We start from the raw sequence: 18,648 nt of genomic DNA on the forward strand, positions 1-18,648 counted from the left end.
ATCGCTCTGTCAGCGTATCCATGACAAATCAATAGCCTAGCGCCACAATTTTATAGTGCCTAAGAAATAGAAAATGCCATAAACGCAGCATACCGTCGAGCTTACTATCCAAAAAGTGACTGAGTTTTGATGTATCACTGGATCATCTGTAAGGAATGGCGCAAACAAACCGGCAATACCCCGAAGAAGATAAATAGCAGTAATAAGCACAAGGCAGGTCCTAAGCAGCGGTAATTTAACAATAACGCCAGCCCCTGAAAGGGCATAAAATCCCCAGCCTGCAAGAACAGATGCTATCACCAAGGTTACTATTGTTGGATAAACGTCGCCCGCTGCAGCCATTTCTGCCATTTTCTGACCCGAACCAAAAAAGAGATACCAGTCTGGACCGCCAAAAATACATGCGATGTGAAGCAAGGAGGCGATAAAGCTTAAAGAAGCTGCGATTATAAGAAAATGGTTGGTCTTCAATTTATACTCCACAACACAAACCTGACATTCCGACGAAAACTCCGAGATAGATTAACGCGCCTCACGAAAATGTTAGTACGAAACGTCTGGGGTATCATCATTCGGTGCATACCGGTGCTGTGACCGATGCACAGTTAGTTAATTTATTTGTAAGTGTCATTTTGGCTTCAAATTTTAAGTGAAGTCAAATCAAACAAACCATAGCGTAATTTGAAGCATGTTTGCCAACCAGCTTCTGGAATAAGATACAAGAGCGTTGTGCTATGTCGTGACGGAAAAGTGCTTGGATAATAAATTTGGCTTTGCTGGACAAAAAAAAGGGAGAGCAAAATGCTCTCCCTTTAGGCTTATCTTACGATTCCCGTTAACAAAAACGGCACTCGTTCTGCTCTACCAAATACGAACACGATCTTCAGGTGCCAAATAAAGCGCGTCACTTGGCTGTACATCAAAGGCTGTGTACCAAGCGTCATGATTACGCGGTGCAAGCGCTCTGTAGCGTCCCGGGGCGTGAGTACCGGCTCTAAGCTGGTTAAGCATGGCTTCTTCGGTAAACTTAATTCGCCACACCTGTGCCCACGCTAGGAAGAAACGCTGATCGCCGGTAAAACCGTCGATTACCGGCGCTTCTTCACCGTTAAGGCTAAGCTTGTAAGCGTGGTAGGCCATTGCAAGGCCGCCTACATCACCAATGTTTTCGCCTAACGAGTTTGCGCCGTTTACAAAGTTGCCTTCAATGGGCTCATAGGCGCTGTATTGCTCGATTAACTGTTGTGTTTTGGCTTCAAAGGCTGCTCGGTCATCATCTGTCCACCAGTTGCGCTGCACGCCTTTTGCGTCAGACTTAGAGCCTTGGTCGTCAAAACCGTGACCCATTTCATGCCCGATTACCGCGCCAATTGCACCGTAGTTAACAGCATCATCCGCGTTCGGGTCAAAGAAAGGCGCTTGCAAGATAGCAGCAGGGAATACAATTTCGTTGAATGACGGGTTGTAATAAGCGTTTACACGCTGGGGTGCCATAAACCAATCGTTTCGATTGGTTGGCTTAAGCTCATCTTCCACCTGTTTAGCTTGCATAAACTTACGCATATTATGCACGTTGGTCATAATATCGTTATCAGTCAGCTCTAAGCCTTCAAAAGATTCCCATTCATCGGGGTAGCCAATTTTCGGATTAAAGGCTTCAAGTTTCTCCATCGCGTTAACTTTGGTTTCTTCGCCCATCCAGTCAAGGTTTTCAATACGCTCACCAAGGGCAGTGCGTAAATTTTCAACCAGCTCGCTCATTTTTGTTTTTGAGCTTTCTGGGAAATATTGGTCCACGTAGACCTTACCTATCGCAAAACCCAGTGAGTCAGTACCCGACATGGCGGAAATCGCGCGCTTCCATCTATCACGACGCTCTTGCTGACCGCGCAAGGTCTTGCCGTAAAACTCAAAATTGGCTGTTGCAATATCGTCTGACAGCAATCCAGCGTTACCTGAAATTAAATGGTAGGTTAGATAGTCTTTCCAAACATCTAAGGGTTGCTCGTTAATAAGTGCAATCACTTGCTTAATAGGCTCTGGTTGCGACACATTCAACGACGGTATCTGCAACTCAGAAGGGGCGAAGTAGGTATCCCAATCAAAATCAGGGTACTCGGTGGCTAAATCAGCGCGGTCGATTTGGTTAAGCGTTAAATCGCGGTTTCTGCGTTTTTCACGTGGCCATTGAATTTCCGCAATTTTTGTTTCAAGCGCAAGAATTGCATTCGCTTTCTCTTGCGCATTCTCGACGCCAGCAAAGCTAAGCATTTCGATGATATTTGCGACATAAGCAGTGCGAATATCCGCAAAACGCTCACTTTCTTCCAAATAATAAGAGCGATCCGGAAGACCTAAGCCTGATACGCCAATCGATACTTGGTAAGCGTCTGGGTCAAGGCGATTAAAGCCTAAGCCGCCTGCAATTGGCGTGTTTGTGCCTGTTAACCATGCATTGCCGAATGTTGCAGTAAGCTGGGTAATATTTTCGATATTGGCAATATCATCAAGCATGCTTTGAATGGGAGTGATGCCTTTTTCATTAGCCGCTTCTACATCCATATATGCCGTAAAATAATCTGCAATGAGTTGTTGTTCCAGGGTTTTGTTCTCAACCTCTGAAGCCCCTTCAATAATCCCTTTGACGCGTTCTTCAGCTCTATCCGCTAACTTGGTAAATGCGCCATAGCGTGTTTTGTCAGCAGGCATCTCAAAATTGTCATACCAGTTACCACTAGCAAACATAAAGAAGTCGTCACCGGGTTTGATGGCTTTATTCATAGCATCAACTTCAATGCCAAATGAGCCTAGTTCTGGGTCTGCGGCCGGTGTTTCAACAACTGGCTCGGGAGAAGATGATTGTACTTGATCAGTAGATTGTGGTTGGCCGCAGCCAGTTAGTGCAATGGATGTGGCTATTGCAAGCGCCAAAACGGAGCGTTTCATCGATTTTCCTTTTGAATATTTTAACTGTCGTGTTAGGTGCATGTTGTTCTGTTTTTAGAAAAATTATGAGTATGACAACTATGCATACGGAGTAACCGGACTAAAGTATTCGCTTGCGTGCAAATTTACAAGCCTTGGACAAACTTCGTAACACTTTTGTTGTGACCTTTGGCTTAACATTGAATTAATCATCGTTATTTTTATATGGGAGCACTTCCATGGCTTGCGAATGATATTGCTCAATCGCAGGGCGCTCTCGAACTACAAAATCTGCCACTGCTTTATCAAACGCGCCCTCAAGCATGTAATGATTGGAATAGCAGAATGTGGGCACAAAGCCACGAAGAATTTTATGTTCGCCTTGAGTGCCTGGATTGAAGGTTTTGATGCCTTGCGCAATCGCAAACTCAATACCGCGATAGTAGCAACACTCAAAGTGCAGGCCTGATACATCTTGCAATGCTCCCCAGTAGCGACCATATAAACCCTCATCGTCATAAAAAAACAGAGAGCCGGCAAACATCTTCGATGCTTTATAAGCAGCAATAACACAGACTGAATCTTTCATTGTGGTTAAAAGCTGGGCAAAGAACTCAGCGCTAAGGTATCCATGATGGCCGGAGCGTTTCAGATAGGTCTGTTGGTAACAAAGATAAAAGTCATCAACCACATCTTGCGTCAATTGCCCTGACGTGAGGGTTTTAATCTGAATAGGAGCATTGTTAGCATCACTGGAGTCACTTGATTCAACGAAAGGCTTACGCTCTTTTCTTATGCTTCTTCGCTTACGAGAAGTTAGCATTTGCATGAAATCATCAAAGCTTGCGTAGAGTTGATTAGTCCACACAAACTGCACACTCATGCGCTGATGCATACCCAGCTCGACTAAGGTATCGCTTATGCTCTGCTTGGGAAACAGAAGGTGCAGAGACGAAGCGTCAACGCTCTCAACAATTGCGGTTTTGTGCTGCGCAACAAAGCTCAGTATGTCATGTTCGCATACGCCTTGATCACTGGCCGCCTTTGTTAATAACGCTCTTGAACCGCTCACAGGTGTGAAGGGGATTGCGCATGCCAGCTTTGGATAGTATCTAAGTTGATGTTGTTGATACGCATGCGCCCATGAATGGTCAAACACATACTCACCATAGGAATGGGCTTTCAAATAACAGGGTACAAGGGCGATTAATGCCTTTGTATCGTCTGCGACTTGCTTGTCATACACTGCGATGTGATGAGAGTGCCAACCCGTGTCGGCGTCTACGCTCTTGCTCTTAGCTAAAAGTGACAGAAAAGCCATGCTTAAAAACGGAGTGTCGCTTTTTGAAAATTTTGCCGAGGTGAGTGTTTGCAGATCCTCGACTATTTTCCACGTCCACTTCCAATCAAGTTCATTGGGCATTAGGTGTTTTATATCCTTAACTGTATATATTTTATAAGATGTTTTTATTGAGATAGGGCGATGCATGTTAAGTTTGTGCATAATTTAGTACGCTATTTCATAAATGCGGTTTATGCCTCACTAAAAATAGTTGTACAGACTTGCAATATGTTTGCATTAGGCAAATGCACCTGATTTTTGATGCGACCATACACAGGCCGATATAGAGAATGGATGAAGAACTACAGCGCAGTTTCCGACATGCAATAACGCGTTTGCTATCACGAAGAGAGCATAGTCGCGAAGAAATTATTAGCAAACTTAAACACAAAGGGCTATGCGAAAGCCTTGAGCACGAGGCAGTATTGACCCAAATGCTCGACCGCTTTGCCGATAAAGATATTCAGTCTGATTGCCGGTATGCTCAAGCCTTTGTCAGGTCGGCCTTTGAGAAAGGAAAAGGCCCCGGATTTATAGAGCAGAGCCTTGCGCAGCACAATATTGATGCAGCGTACGTTAGACAGTGTATTAACGAAGAAGAATTTGACTGGTTTGACTTAGCCGCCAAGGTCAGAATAAAACGATTTGGCGAGGCGATGCCAAGCGATTGGCACGACATTCAAAAACAAAAACGTTTTTTGCAGTACCGCGGCTTTTTGCAAGCACATATTAGTGAGCTTTTTTCTTAAATTTCCTCATGCTTCATGATATCGTTGCGCGCCATAACTGCTTGTAAACCCTGCCTTGGAATTATTCGCTTAAGGTTTGAACCGGGACTAGTCACATATTAATGACAAAAAGCCCAAAAAAAGCAGTTATCACCCTTATTGAAAATACCCAGTAATAGGAAATTGCATGACTCGCTCTACAGCAGATATCCGACGTGCCTTTATAGAGTATTTTAGCAAGCACGGTCACCAAAGTGTCTCAAGCTCGTCGCTTGTGCCTCACGACGACCCTACATTGTTATTCACCAATGCCGGAATGAACCAATTTAAAGACGTATTCTTGGGCGCTGAAAAACGCAGCTATACGCGTGCGGTATCGTCTCAAAGATGTGTGCGAGCAGGTGGTAAGCATAACGATTTAGAAAATGTAGGGTACACGGCGCGGCATCATACCTTCTTTGAAATGCTGGGAAATTTTAGTTTCGGTGACTATTTTAAAGAAGAAGCAATTAAGTTTGCCTGGGAGTTTTTAACCGGCGAGCTAGCCTTGGATAAAGAAAAGCTGCTGGTAACGGTTTATCATGAAGATGATGAAGCTTTTGACATCTGGCAAAACCAAATAGGCTTGCCAGAAAGCAAAATTATTCGTATTTCCACATCAGACAACTTCTGGTCTATGGGCGATACTGGACCGTGTGGACCGTGCTCAGAAATATTTTACGATCATGGGGAACATATTTGGGGCGGCCCTCCCGGAAGCCCTGAAGAAGATGGCGACCGTTTCATAGAAATTTGGAACTTGGTATTCATGCAGTTTAATCGCCAAGCCGATGGTAGCATGGAAGACCTGCCAAAACCGTCCATCGATACTGGTATGGGCTTAGAGCGTATTTCCGCTATCTTGCAAAACGTGCACAGTAACTACGAAATTGATTTGTTTGAGCGTTTGATAAAAGCAGCTGCAAGTATTGTTGGTACTGAGGATTTAAGTCAAAAGTCTCTGCGTGTCATTGCCGATCACATTCGATCCTGCGGCTTCTTAATTTGCGATGGTGTAATGCCCTCAAACGAAGGGCGTGGCTATGTATTACGACGCATTATTCGCCGTGCAGTGCGCCACGGATATCAGCTTGGATGTAAGGAAGTATTCTTCTATCAACTGCTCTCGCATCTTGTTGACGAGATGGGCGAGGCCTATCCAGAGCTGCGTGAACAGCAAAGCATGATTGAAAAGGTTTTAAAGGTTGAAGAAGAGCAGTTTGCCAATACGCTAGATCGCGGCATGGCAATACTCAATCAGGCGCTTGAATCTCTTGTAGGGGAGCAAGTGCCAGGCGAGCTGGCATTTAAACTCTACGACACCTATGGTTTCCCGGTTGATTTAACCAACGATGTGGCGCGTGAGCGAGGACTGAGTGTAGATGAAGAAGGCTTCGCCCAAGCCATGCAAAAGCAAAAAGAACTAGCACAATCGGCGAGTAAGTTTGGGGCAGACTACAGCAATGTTGTGCAGGTTGATTCAGAAACAGCATTCTCAGGTTATGACAGTTTAGAAGGACACGGAACCATTCTCCAGCTCATTCAAAATGATGAAGCTCAAGAAACGGTAAATGGTGGGGATGTATTAGCCTTTGTTGATGCAACGCCTTTTTATGCTGAGTCGGGTGGTCAAGTGGGCGATGCAGGAGAGCTAAGCACTGCATCAGCAAAAGCGAAGGTCTTAGACACTCAAAAAATGGGCAAAGCCTTTGCGCATCAGCTTGAACTAGAGGGCAGCTTGAGTGTTGGCGATAAGGTTAATTTGAAAGTGAATGGCGCAAGACGCGAAGCCATTAAATTAAATCATAGCGCGACCCATTTGCTCCACGCGACACTTCGTAATCTACTCGGTACACACGTAACCCAAAAGGGCTCTTTGGTAGATGATGAAAAGCTGCGCTTTGACTTTTCTCACTTCGAAGGGATCAGCGCCGCGCAACTTACTGAAATTGAGAATACGGTGAATGCCGAGATACGCAAAAATCATCCACTTGCTACCAACATGATGGCGCTTGAAGAGGCGAAGTCGGCCGGTGCAATGGCGCTGTTTGGTGAAAAGTATGATGATGAAGTGCGCGTCGTATCTATGGGCGATTTTTCGACTGAGTTATGCGGCGGCACACACGTAGGCAGAACCGGCGACATCGGACTGTTCAAAATTGTGTCAGAAAGCGGTATATCAAGCGGGGTAAGGCGGCTTGAGGCTATTACAGGTCAAGCTGCACTAGATTACGTGCGTGCACAGAGCGATACGCTGCAAAACTTAGCACACAGCTTAAAGTCAGATAAACAATCGGTGCAGAGCAAGGTTGAACAAAGTCTTGCGCTCAATAAGCAGTACGAAAAAGAGTTAGCCGCCTTAAAGCAAAAGCTGGCAGGGCAGAAATCGAAAGATATCCTCTCAACTACTGTGGAAGTAAAGGGCGTTAAACTTCTTGTTGCAAAGCTTGAAGGCGTTGAAGCAAAAGCATTGCGCGGGATGATGGATGACCTAAAAAACCAATTGGGCTCAGGCGTCATTGTCCTTGGCATTGCCACAGACGATCGCGTGAATCTCATTACAGGGGTGACCAAAGACCTTACTGATCAAATAAAAGCGGGTGAGTTGGTGAATCATCTTGCATCTCAAGTGGGCGGAAAAGGAGGCGGTCGACCTGACATGGCGCAAGCCGGTGGTTCTGAGCCTGAAAACTTGACAGCTGCTCTTTCAAGCGCCCAAGCTTTCGTTGAAAGCAAGTTAGCTTAAGGTAGTTATTTTCAAACTTAACTGGATTAAGTTGTTTTTTTTAAAGAGAACTAGAAGAAATATTTACACAGTGTGCTATCGTTTATGTATTCGCATGAAGGCTCAGTGATACGAAATGCTGAAAACGCGTATAAATCTCTATAGATAAAATCGTTTGTACTGTAAATAAACGATAAACAAACATTTACAAGCAAATTAGCGGCATACATATAACTATAATAACCGCATATAAAGGAGCAACAGATGCTTATATTGACTCGTAGAGTAGGAGAGACCTTGATGGTAGGTGACAACGTGACGGTCACGGTACTCGGGGTGAAAGGAAATCAGGTACGTATTGGGGTGAATGCGCCTAAAGATGTGTCTGTGCACCGTGAAGAAATTTATATGCGCATACAGGCCGAAAAAGGACAAAGTACTCAGTCTGAATAAGTCGATGTGTAATATCTAAACTCAGCCTTGTGCTGAGTTTTTTTGTCATTGATAATTTTAATCATCCTAGGCTCGATATTTGTTCGAAGTAATGGGCAAAAAACGATTGACTTGGAGCGCTGTTTAAGTAAACTTGCGCTCCACATTTAGGAGAGGTGGCCGAGTGGCTGAAGGCGCTCCCCTGCTAAGGGAGTATAGGGTTTGTAGCCCTATCGAGGGTTCGAATCCCTCTCTCTCCGCCATTTATCATTTGCTTCTTTTAAGCGACGATAAATCAAAAAATGTGACAGTTTAATGCGCGTGCGTAGCTCAGCTGGATAGAGTACCTGGCTACGAACCAGGCGGTCGGAGGTTCGAATCCTTCCGCACGCGCCATCTTCTAAAAAGTCTCAACGGTGCCTTTTCGAAGATGAACGCCTAACACAGTAATTCCAAACCGTTTCCGCGCGTGCGTAGCTCAGCTGGATAGAGTACCTGGCTACGAACCAGGCGGTCGGAGGTTCGAATCCTTCCGCACGCGCCATATACTAAAAAAGGCTTCCCGAATGGGCGGCCTTTTTTAGTATATGGCGCGTGTGGCTTGGCGAAAAAAAAGCGCCGAAGCTCATCAGGTTCGACAAAACGCGATCAAGCAATTTGAAACGAGCCGCAAGGCGAAGCCCGAAGGGTCAAAAAAGCCTAAGCTTTTTTGATTCATCCTTCTCGCAACCACAGAGTTCAATAAAAGTGAGAACGAAGCCTTTTGTGTATATGGCGCGTGTGGCATGACCAAATAAGTGCCTAAATATTCATCATTTTTGCATAAAACCCTCAACTAAACCCCGATATCTCATTTTTTTCATTGTATTTAGTCAATATCATGATATTTTTGATTGCTAACTGTTTTGCGACAAAGGAATCTGCATGGCTGATCAACTCATGGAAGCGGGAATTTTGCTCGGCGTTGGTATGCTTGTGGTGTTTTCCTTTTTGATTATGCTAATTGGTGGTATTCAATGTATCGCGTGGTTCGAAAGGCGTTATCCCAGTCCAAACGAAGAAAGCCTCAGTTCACAAAAACAGTTTAAACAAAATAATAATAAAAACTCACCTACGACAGACATAGCACCCGACATCGTCGCAGCCATAAGCGGCGCTTTGCACATGCATCGACAGTCTGGTCATCAAAATAAAAAATAAGTAGGTATTTTATGTCACACCCTCTCAAACTCACTGAACTTGTGTTCCGTGATGCTCATCAGTCTTTGCTTGCAACGCGCCTGCGTTTAGAGGACATGCTACCCATTGCCGCTAAACTCGATCAAGTTGGATATTGGTCGGTAGAATCGTGGGGCGGCGCTACCTTTGACGCATGCATACGATATTTGGGTGAAGATCCATGGGAGCGTATTCGTGCGCTTAAAAAAGCCATGCCTAATACCAAACAGCAAATGTTGCTCAGAGGGCAGAATTTGCTTGGCTATCGCCACTATGCAGATGACGTGGTGGAGGCCTTTGTCGAGCGCGCTCATGTAAATGGTGTGGATGTATTTCGCATATTCGATGCCATGAACGACGTGCGCAATCTCAAAACAGCGGTTGCACGGGCTATTTCTGTAGGGGCTCATGCTCAAGGTACGCTCGCTTACACCGTTAGTCCCGTGCACAAACTTATCTTTTGGTTAGACATGGCAAAAGAACTTGAAGATATGGGTGTGCATTCCATATGTATTAAAGACATGGCTGGCTTGCTCAACCCCTATGATTGCGAAGAGTTAGTCACCGAGCTTAAAAACACGGTGAAGGTGCCAATTGCGATGCAGTGCCACGCGACAACTGGCTTAAGCACTGCCTCTTATCAAAAAGCGGTTGATGCCGGTATCGATATGCTCGATACCGCGATTTCACCCATGTCGATGACGTATGGTCATACTGCAACTGAAACCATGATTTCCATTGTCGAGAATACAAAACGCAGTACAGGCATCGCGTTAGAAGCTTTAGAAGATATTGCTGACTACTTTAGAGATATTCGAAGTAAATATGCTCAGTTTGAAGGCAGCCTTAAGGGTGTCGATGCGCGTATTTTGACCGCTCAAGTACCCGGCGGCATGCTGACAAACATGGAAAGCCAATTAAAAGAGCAGGGCGCACAAGATAAATTCAGTGAAGTGTTGCAAGAAATCCCGAAGGTCAGAGAAGATTTAGGCTTTATACCGTTGGTAACACCAACATCTCAGATCGTGGGGACTCAAGCGGTAATCAATGTGCTGAGCGGTGAGCGTTACAAAAGCATATCAAAAGAAACCGCTGGTATATTAAAGGGTGAATACGGTGCAACCGCAGCGGACGTAAATCAAGCGCTACAAGAGCGCGTGCTTGCTGGAGGCGAAGCAATTACATGTCGCCCCGCAGACTTACTGGATGCGGAATTAGCGACGCTCACCACAGCACTAGATGAAACGGCAAAAGAAAAGTCAATTCGATTTGCAGACGACAAAATCGACGATGTTCTTACTTACGCCTTATTTCCACAAATTGGCTTGAAGTTTCTGGAAAACAGAGACAATCCAGATGCCTTTGAGCCCTCACCAACAGACTTTAGTGCACAATCTGACAACGCTAAGCAAACGGATAGCCCAACTCTGACAAACGGCGCTTCTGACAATGAGAGCTCGCAGGCATACTCAGTGCGAGTGAACGGTCAGCTGTACAATGTTGAAGTAGGCCCCCAGGGTTCATTGACCGCAATTGAGCCAAACAATGTGATGGCAAATTCATCTCAACCTCCTAGCCAGACAGGCCAAACATTAGATCAAAGTGCCAGCCTCGCAAATACTATTCATGCACCCTTGTCAGGCAATATCTTTAAAGTGCTGGTCAGCCAAGGCCAGCGAGTGCAAGAAGGCGATGTAATTTTGATTTTGGAAGCCATGAAGATGGAAACGGAAGTCAGAAGTGAGTTTTCAGGCACGATAGGCGAAATAATGGTGAATGAAGGCGACTCGGTGCAATCTGGTCAGCCTATCTTAAGCATCGGGTAATGTGACATGGATAAGCTGATGACCTTATGGCAGAGCACTGCACTGCCGCACTTTGAGCTTGGCCAAATTATTATGATGCTGGTAGGATTTGGCTTACTGTATCTTGCGATTGTAAAGAAATTTGAGCCGCTTTTATTACTGCCTATTGGCTTTGGTGCGCTGTTAACGAATATTCCGCTCGCAGGCTTTTCAGAAGCTGGGGGCCTGCTTCATTATATTTATGATGTTGGCGTAGACACCGGTATATTTCCTTTGCTCATTTTTATGGGCGTAGGCGCAATGACGGATTTCGGCGCCTTAATTGCCAATCCGCGTATGCTGTTGCTTGGCGCTGCTGCCCAGTTCGGTATATTTGCTACGCTTTTCGGCGCAATATTGTTAAACGGTATCCCCGGTTTTGAATTCACTTTAAAAGATGCCTCCGCCATCGCCATCATTGGCGGTGCTGACGGGCCAACTGCGATATTTTTAGCATCCAAACTTGCACCTGACTTACTCGGTGCAATTGCCGTAGCAGCCTATTCCTATATGGCGTTGGTGCCAATTATTCAGCCGCCCATTATGAAAGCGTTGACCAGTAAAGAAGAGCGTAAATTGCCGATGGCTCAGCTTCGAGTTGTGACAAAGAAGGAAAAAATTCTATTTCCTCTCGCCGTTTTAGTCCTAACCCTAATATTTTTACCTTCAGCTACGCCACTGGTAGGTATGTTTTGTTTTGGGAATCTATTAAAAGAATGTGGTGTTGTAGAGCGATTAAGCAACACCGCACAGAATGAGCTAATTAATATTGTCACCATCTTCTTAGGATTGGCGGTTGGCTCAAAACTTAGCGCCGATAAATTTTTGACGGTCGAGACCCTCGGAATTTTGGCACTGGGTGCAGTTGCCTTTTCGATAGGCACTGCCGCTGGCGTGTTAATGGCCAAGGTGCTAAATAAATTTAGCAAAGACAATATTAACCCGCTCATAGGTGCAGCGGGCGTCTCTGCTGTGCCAATGGCTGCGAGGGTGGTTAACAAGGTTGGTCTTGAGTCAAATCCTCACAATTTCCTGCTAATGCATGCCATGGGGCCGAATGTTGCCGGAGTGCTTGGCTCAGCCGTTGCCGCCGGGATCCTTCTTGCCTTAGTTGGGTAAGCGTAGAGGCGCAGCGTTCGATAAATGCGTATTGGAACGTTTTTTGCTGCACTGCGCACATGGTCAAATTCTATGTGTGTTCAATGCGCGGTTTTATTCTTACATTGCTAACGGTCTTTGCTTCGTCGTTTTCAAGCGCGTGGGCACAAGAAAATAATCAACAAATCGCTTTTAGCGATAAGATCCAAACGCAACAATCGCGTTTTGTTGCGGGTGAAGAGCTTATCTATAGTGTCATAATTGACAAATCTATACTCGGTGATCAGTTTGTTGTTATTGGTGAGCAAAGCTATTTTATTGACTTTGAAACCTTTATAAGCGTTGTGGACTTCCCAATCCAACAGACATCCTCGGTATCTTACGAGGGTTGGTATATCTCACCGTCAAGTAAATTAAGCGTAGATTTTTCTGAGCCCGATTCCCCTCAAGGTTATAGGGTGCGGTCAAACGGTCGAACCATAACCATCCCATCCAATCACGTAAAAAATGTGGATGGGTTAATTTATGTATCGGTAGAGGCGATGGAGGCGCTTTTCCCCATGATACTAGAAATGGATGATACGTCTTTAAATATGACGATTAAACCTACTATTGCGTTCCCTATTCAGAAGAAGCTTGCTAGGCAAAAGAAACTCATTAACAACAGTTTTTCAGATTCTTCCATTCAATATCCGCAATTATCGCGTGACTATGCTTTGCTTTCTCCTCAGTCGTTGGACGTGCTGATTAATGGCATTTATTCAGAAAACAATGAAAGTTTCAGCGACGGTTACAGTATTATCGGTGGTCGTGAGGTCGCTTATTTAAATTCTCGATTCTTTCTGCAAGGTGACTCTGATGACTTAGTGCGCGCCGCTCGCTTGACCTTATCTAGAAACTTTAGAGACGACTATATAGCCAATAATTTAAACATCGGCCGTGTTGAAGTAGGAGACATTAATCCGGTGCAATTCGGCACCCAAGGGTTTAGGGGTGATGCACTTGGCGTGATTGTTACCAATCAGGGGAACAACCGAGAGCTAAATAACAATAGGACAATCACGCTAGAAGGTGAGGTTCAAAATGGTTGGGATGTTGAGTTATATCGAAATGGTATTTTGACGGACAGGCAGTTAGGTATCGAAGACGGTCGATATCGATTCGAAGACGTGACGCTCTTTATTGGTGAAAACACCTTTGATATCGTTTTGTATGGGCCTCAAGGTCAAGAAATTAGACGCACGGTTAATCGTTTTGTAGATGGTAATGCGCTTGGCGGTACTGATTTGGAATATCGTACGTCTATCTCCAAATTAAATTCTTCTTTGTTTGGCACCCGAAATGAAGTGGCAGAACTAAAACCATTTGATGTATTTGATTGGTCTACGCAAATCAGGAAAGGCCTTACTCGCAGCACGTCTGTTAACGCAGGTCTTAGACTGCAAAGTAGTGAAGTTGGTGTGAACGAGGTGACTGTTGGCCTGAACTCATTGTTGACTGATCGGGTGCGCTTGAGTCTGGACTATTTTCACGCAGACAATGATTTCAAGCAGCTCAATGCGGACATTCGGGCCACCTTTTTTGGGCACGACTTTAATATCAACGCTTCCCAAATCGACCGCGCTGGGTTTAAAACGAACCAAGCAGCACTGCAGTTTAGAGGATCGTTTCAACCTTTTGACTACGTTGCTATCAACTATGAAAATGGTGTTGCTATAGCCGAGTCAGGTTCAAACACTCAAACTATTTTTACGAGCGGAATTGGTGTTCCTACTCCCATTGGCTTGTTTAATCATTCGGTTCGTTTTATCGAACAAGAGTCTATCGACATTGAATCTGGCTTATTACGTACCACTGAAGAAATAGAAGGAAGCTTTAATTATCGCCAGCGTATTGGCCCTGTGATTTCAAGAGCAGGCCTATCGTACAATGAAGATGATGTAACAAACTACAACCTTGATTTTTCATGGATGCCAATGGAGTACGTATCAACGCGTTTGGTGTTAAGTTATGCTCCAGAAGAAGAGGAGCTGTTTAGTCGTTTCGATATTGGTTATGAAAACGAAGTCTTCAATTTATCAGCTAATATTACGCATTCCGAGTCTGCGGGCTATCGGCTAGGATTATCGACGCGAATGTCGCTTGGTGGCGAGCCTTTCAATCAAGGTGTGTTTTTAACTAGGCGGCAATTGTCCAATCAAGGCTCTTTGTCGGTACGAGTATTTCATGATGCAAATGCTAATGGGGTTTATAATCCTGGCGAGAGACTTTTGCCTAATATAAAGGTAGAAGCGCTGCAAGCGCGCTCGAACGCAATTACAGATGAAAACGGTATAGCACTATTGCATGCGCTACCGGCTAGCCGCTTAACGGATATAACGGTTGACTTAGAAGACGCTGAGGATCCATTTTTAAGAAGGCTGGTTGAGGGCGTTTCATTAGAGCCGCGCCAAGGCTTTATAGATTCCTTAGATTTTCCGTTAATCAGCATTGTTGAGCTTGAGGGCAACATAAATATCGTCTCAGCCGACGATACTAGAGCAGACATTCCACCCCTGCAAATAGAGTTGGTAGATGCCTCAAACAATATCATCAAGGCGACTCGCGCAGAGTTTGATGGTTACTTCTTCATGTCAGAAATACGCCCTGGCCGCTACACGCTGAGGGTTCGCGAGACTGACTTTGAGCGCTTCGAGTTAAAAGCATCCTCACCTATTAATGTAAACGTATATGGTTCTGAAGAGTTTATCACCTTACCCGATATCGTTATCAATAAACATGAGTTTGCGATAGGTTATACAGCAAATCTAGGAACGTTCAGAAATCTAGGGATCTTGAAAAGTTTTTGGCAGGCCCTTGTGAAAAAACATCCAGATGTATTAGCTGAGGCTGAGGTTTTCTTCGCAAAAGAGGGTAATCGCTACCAGCTCAACGTTGGATATGACTCAACACTCAGCCGTGCCGAAGCTCTCTGTAATCGTCTCGTCGCGAAAAAAACGAAGTGTGCAACTTTATCTCATCGAGAAAAAATCTAATTCTCAGGCTCACTAAGTAAACCCTTTAAAAATTGGTATGTACTTTGCTTTATCACACTTAAAGATGTATATGGCTGCCTTGCAGTGTGCGTACTGTAGCCTGCAACTCAAAAAACGGTGATGAAAATATGAATATTGTCAAAATATTGTTGTTTGCAAGTGGGCTTGTATTAATTTCTGCCTGCTCCATGGTGCCAGATATTAATATGCCCAATATGTTTGCGGATGTCCCTGAGCCGATTGAACAACAAATAGATGCAATAGACAACGAAGAGACCTATCAAGAGCTCATGCTAATTAAAGATGAGCTTGAGCAGCTTAGACCTGACATTTACAGGGTTATTGCACTAGAGGGTGATATTCAGTACTTTCTTGAGCATTTGGAGTCGAATACTGATATGAGCGCTGAGGCGAATCAGCTTGATGGTGAGTTGTTGATGGAGTCTGCTGACGATAGGCCTAATTTCAGCAATTTGGATACGCCAGCTGAGCTATCTAAACTTAGATTAAGCAAACAGTCACCTTCTCTAAGTGCCTCAGCTTCCAGTAGTGTGGCCGAGCCCAGCAATAAGCAAGTAGAGGTGGCTGCAATTCCCAGTTTACACGAGCTAAAGAATCTAAAGCAGACTTCATCAAACACCTCAACAAGCCAAACACAGCGAAGCAATAAACAAAGCCGCAACTATTCACAATTTGATAAGTTTTCACGGGTCGATGAAGCAAACGTTCAAGCAGAGCATTTATCTTCGGGAACACATACGCGTCCCACTGTAGCCGCGAGTCCACAAAACAATCTAAAGCAGCAAATGTCTGAACAAGCGCGAGGATTTGAAAAGGTTACAGATGAGCGTCTATCTACAGATAGAGCTTTTGCAGTGCACTTAGTGTCAATGCGCCAAGCGCAGATGCTAAACAATGCGTGGGTCAGCATTAATCAACAGTATTCAAACTTCTTTCCACAAAAAACACCGCTTGCGCAAAAAGTAAACGTAAAAGGCGAAACTTACTATAGCTTGCGTATTGGACCGTTTAGTAAAAATGAAGCGGGGAGTGTGTGCTCAGAAATAAAATCAAGCGGCGAATACTGTGGTGTTCTAGCTTATGAAGGTGAGAATCTGTAATGCTCAATTTTTTAGCAATGCTGTTATTCACAATACTAATAGTGCTGCCAAAGACGTCGTATTCACAAACGGTCGAACTAGAAGAGATTCAACCTTTGAGTTTCGGCACCATTGTTGTTTTGTCCAATGTGGAAGTGGAAAGCTATCAGATATCCAAAGAAGGCAATGTCGAGCTCAGTGATAACTTGCTGGTGTTTTCCCCAGGCCAAAGAGGTCTCTATCGAGTAACAGGGCTTCCGCCAAACAGCAATGTGCTGCTTAGTACGCAGATACTAGATAATTTTTTTAGAAGCACAGAGCTCAATACCGAGCGTTTTCGATTTACCTCTTTAAATACTAGCGTTGTGCACAGAACCGACGACACAGGTCGTGTTGTACTGCCGGTGGGAGGCACGATTTCCACGTCGGGCAATGGTTCATTAGTATTTGGGGCTGCTCCACATACTGCAGATTTTATTGTAGAAATAGACTATTAGTTATGAAAGGTACAAAGATGAAAAAATCTATCTTGGTTTTTGTTTTATGCATGTTTCACGCGTCAAGTATGGCAAATCTGATGATTGCACCCACTTATGGGTTCTTTCAGGATAATGAACGCTCTAAGCAGATCAATTTAATTAACTCAACAGATGAGCCGCGAACATATCGCATTAGCTGGTCTGACAAAGCACAACTGCCCGATGGGGGATATGAGGAATTAGACCTTGGTGCGTACCGATATTCTGCTGCCAACTATTTGCGATTTGCACCGAGGCAAGTGAGGCTTATGCCTGGGGAGCGTCAAACCATTAAGATACTAAAGCGCAACACCTCAATGCTAGCGCCGGGTGATTATCGCTCCCACTTAACCTTTACTGCTTTACCTGATAGTGGTGACTATAATCCCGACGACGATGTTTCTGGCATGCGCTTAAAGCTCAATACGGTTATTAATTATAGTATTCCCGTTGTAATGCGCGTTGGTGACGAAGCCCCGCAGGCACAAATCGTAAATGCCGAGCTTGTGAGAGGCACCAATCGAAACGGCGGACTAAAGGTAACGCTGAATAGAACTGGCAACACGGGCACGTTAGGCCGCATACAGGCCTATATATTAGATCAAAAGGGTCAGCCATCTAAACAAGTTGGGCTTTTAAACGGCGCTAATTTCTTTCGAGACGGCAATCAAATTGTTTTTAATATGGACTTAAATACACGGCTTAAAAACAGCGATAAAGTGCTACTGACCTACGATGACGCGGTGACTCGTCAGGTATATGATAAAAAAATGATAAATTAGACTAAAGGAAAAAATAGAAGCGTCGATACCCTGTCTGTAGGCAACAAATTGCTTATTTAATTGAGGATGATTAAGACGACTTACTCACTCTCGTAACAGACACAGTTTTACCGATTACTCGATCAACGCTATGTCTTAAGTTTTAATGTAAACGGAGATAATCCATGTTTAAACGCAATCATTTATACACATCATTAATCGCTGCGACGATGCTAGCAGGTACTTCGGTAGCATACGCTGTAGACGTAACAACTACTGCTTCTGTAACTGTACAGAACGCTTTTGAGTTAACTAAGTCTGCAGACCTAAGTTTTGGTACGCTACGTGTAACTAACACGCTTGGTACTGGTACTCCTGCGCCAACTGCTGTTGGTGCTGCGGCTTCTGTAAACTTGCCTTCTGACGGCACAGCGATGGTCGTAACTCAGGGTTCTAGCGACGCTTCTGGCGCTGACGGTGTTTCTCAAATCAGTGTTATCACTGAAGGTACGCCTGCACAGTTCGCAATTGCTAACGCTGCTCAAAACACCCGTCTTACTTTGACGCTTCCAGCCGACGGCACGGTTGCTTTGTCATCACCACTTGACCGTGCTACAGACATCTTTGAAGTAACTTTTGTTGCTAACGAAGACGTGACTATCGTAGCGGCAGACGGTACAGAGACTCCGTTCAACGGCATCAACTTTGTCACTGATGCAACTGGTGCACTTGGTTTCAAACTTGGTGGAACGCTTACTGTAGCTGACGATGCTTTCGGTTTCGGCGACGGTGACTACGACGGTGACTTTACTGTATCAGTAAACTACTAAGCCGCATTTAAACGTTTAAATGCGTTTGTACGACGTCATTAAAAGCCAGCGCA

14 protein-coding genes and 3 tRNA genes are annotated in these 18,648 nt (G+C 44.6%); 14 read left to right on the plus strand and 3 right to left on the minus strand.

Going from position 1 to position 18,648, the window contains the following annotated elements:
• Nucleotides 1-36: 36 nt before the first annotated feature.
• From PN836_RS20625 to PN836_RS20635, 3 genes are all read right to left on the minus strand, one after another.
• Nucleotides 37-483: a hypothetical protein gene (locus PN836_RS20625; protein ID WP_395342073.1), complete on the minus strand. Its 447-nt coding sequence runs from the start codon at nt 481-483 to the stop codon at nt 37-39.
• Between the two features lie 378 nt (nt 484-861).
• Nucleotides 862-2,946: a M13 family metallopeptidase gene (locus PN836_RS20630; RefSeq protein ID WP_395342074.1), complete on the minus strand. Its 2,085-nt coding sequence runs from the start codon at nt 2,944-2,946 to the stop codon at nt 862-864.
• Between the two features lie 184 nt (nt 2,947-3,130).
• Nucleotides 3,131-4,348, minus strand: coding sequence for a GNAT family N-acetyltransferase (locus PN836_RS20635; RefSeq protein ID WP_395342075.1), 1,218 nt, complete (start codon nt 4,346-4,348; stop codon nt 3,131-3,133).
• A gap of 209 nt (nt 4,349-4,557) precedes the next feature.
• On the opposite strand from PN836_RS20635, the gene PN836_RS20640 reads away from it, so the two are divergent.
• From PN836_RS20640 to PN836_RS20705, 14 genes are all read left to right on the plus strand, one after another.
• Complete coding sequence (locus PN836_RS20640) at nt 4,558-5,016, plus strand: regulatory protein RecX (RefSeq protein ID WP_395342077.1); 459 nt, start codon at nt 4,558-4,560, stop codon at nt 5,014-5,016.
• Between the two features lie 166 nt (nt 5,017-5,182).
• Entirely contained in the window at nt 5,183-7,780 is a 2,598-nt protein-coding gene (alaS, locus tag PN836_RS20645; RefSeq protein ID WP_395342079.1) for an alanine--tRNA ligase, read from the plus strand.
• Nucleotides 7,781-8,023: 243 nt separating this feature from the next.
• Complete coding sequence (gene csrA, locus PN836_RS20650) at nt 8,024-8,212, plus strand: carbon storage regulator CsrA (protein WP_395342081.1); 189 nt, start codon at nt 8,024-8,026, stop codon at nt 8,210-8,212.
• A 149-nt stretch (nt 8,213-8,361) separates the two neighbouring features.
• A tRNA-Ser gene (locus PN836_RS20655) sits at nt 8,362-8,454 on the plus strand.
• 56 nt (nt 8,455-8,510) lie between these two features.
• Nucleotides 8,511-8,587 (plus strand) — tRNA-Arg (locus PN836_RS20660).
• A 71-nt stretch (nt 8,588-8,658) separates the two neighbouring features.
• Nucleotides 8,659-8,735 (plus strand) — tRNA-Arg (locus PN836_RS20665).
• A gap of 380 nt (nt 8,736-9,115) precedes the next feature.
• Nucleotides 9,116-9,391 carry an OadG family protein gene (locus PN836_RS20670; protein WP_395342084.1) on the plus strand — a complete coding sequence of 92 codons (276 nt, stop codon included), beginning with the start codon at nt 9,116-9,118 and terminating at the stop codon, nt 9,389-9,391.
• Nucleotides 9,392-9,402: 11 nt separating this feature from the next.
• Nucleotides 9,403-11,235, plus strand: coding sequence for a sodium-extruding oxaloacetate decarboxylase subunit alpha (gene oadA / locus PN836_RS20675; protein ID WP_395342086.1), 1,833 nt, complete (start codon nt 9,403-9,405; stop codon nt 11,233-11,235).
• Nucleotides 11,236-11,241: 6 nt separating this feature from the next.
• A complete protein-coding gene (locus PN836_RS20680; protein WP_395342088.1) occupies nt 11,242-12,372 on the plus strand; it encodes a sodium ion-translocating decarboxylase subunit beta in 1,131 nt (376 codons plus the stop codon).
• Nucleotides 12,373-12,455: 83 nt separating this feature from the next.
• Nucleotides 12,456-15,386 carry a hypothetical protein gene (locus tag PN836_RS20685; RefSeq protein ID WP_395342091.1) on the plus strand — a complete coding sequence of 977 codons (2,931 nt, stop codon included), beginning with the start codon at nt 12,456-12,458 and terminating at the stop codon, nt 15,384-15,386.
• 128 nt (nt 15,387-15,514) lie between these two features.
• Nucleotides 15,515-16,507: an SPOR domain-containing protein gene (locus tag PN836_RS20690; RefSeq protein ID WP_395342092.1), complete on the plus strand. Its 993-nt coding sequence runs from the start codon at nt 15,515-15,517 to the stop codon at nt 16,505-16,507.
• Nucleotides 16,507-16,983 carry a hypothetical protein gene (locus tag PN836_RS20695; RefSeq protein ID WP_395342094.1) on the plus strand — a complete coding sequence of 159 codons (477 nt, stop codon included), beginning with the start codon at nt 16,507-16,509 and terminating at the stop codon, nt 16,981-16,983. Before PN836_RS20690 ends, PN836_RS20695 begins: the two co-directional genes overlap by 1 nt.
• Before the next feature lie 17 nt (nt 16,984-17,000).
• Nucleotides 17,001-17,786 (plus strand): molecular chaperone, encoded by a 786-nt coding sequence (locus tag PN836_RS20700; RefSeq protein WP_395342096.1) that lies wholly within the window; start codon nt 17,001-17,003, stop codon nt 17,784-17,786.
• A 164-nt stretch (nt 17,787-17,950) separates the two neighbouring features.
• Entirely contained in the window at nt 17,951-18,595 is a 645-nt protein-coding gene (locus tag PN836_RS20705) for a DUF4402 domain-containing protein (RefSeq protein WP_395342098.1), read from the plus strand.
• Nucleotides 18,596-18,648 lie beyond the last annotated feature (53 nt).

This window comes from Ningiella algicola (assembly GCF_028401415.2).
Lineage (GTDB): Bacteria > Pseudomonadota > Gammaproteobacteria > Enterobacterales > Alteromonadaceae > Glaciecola.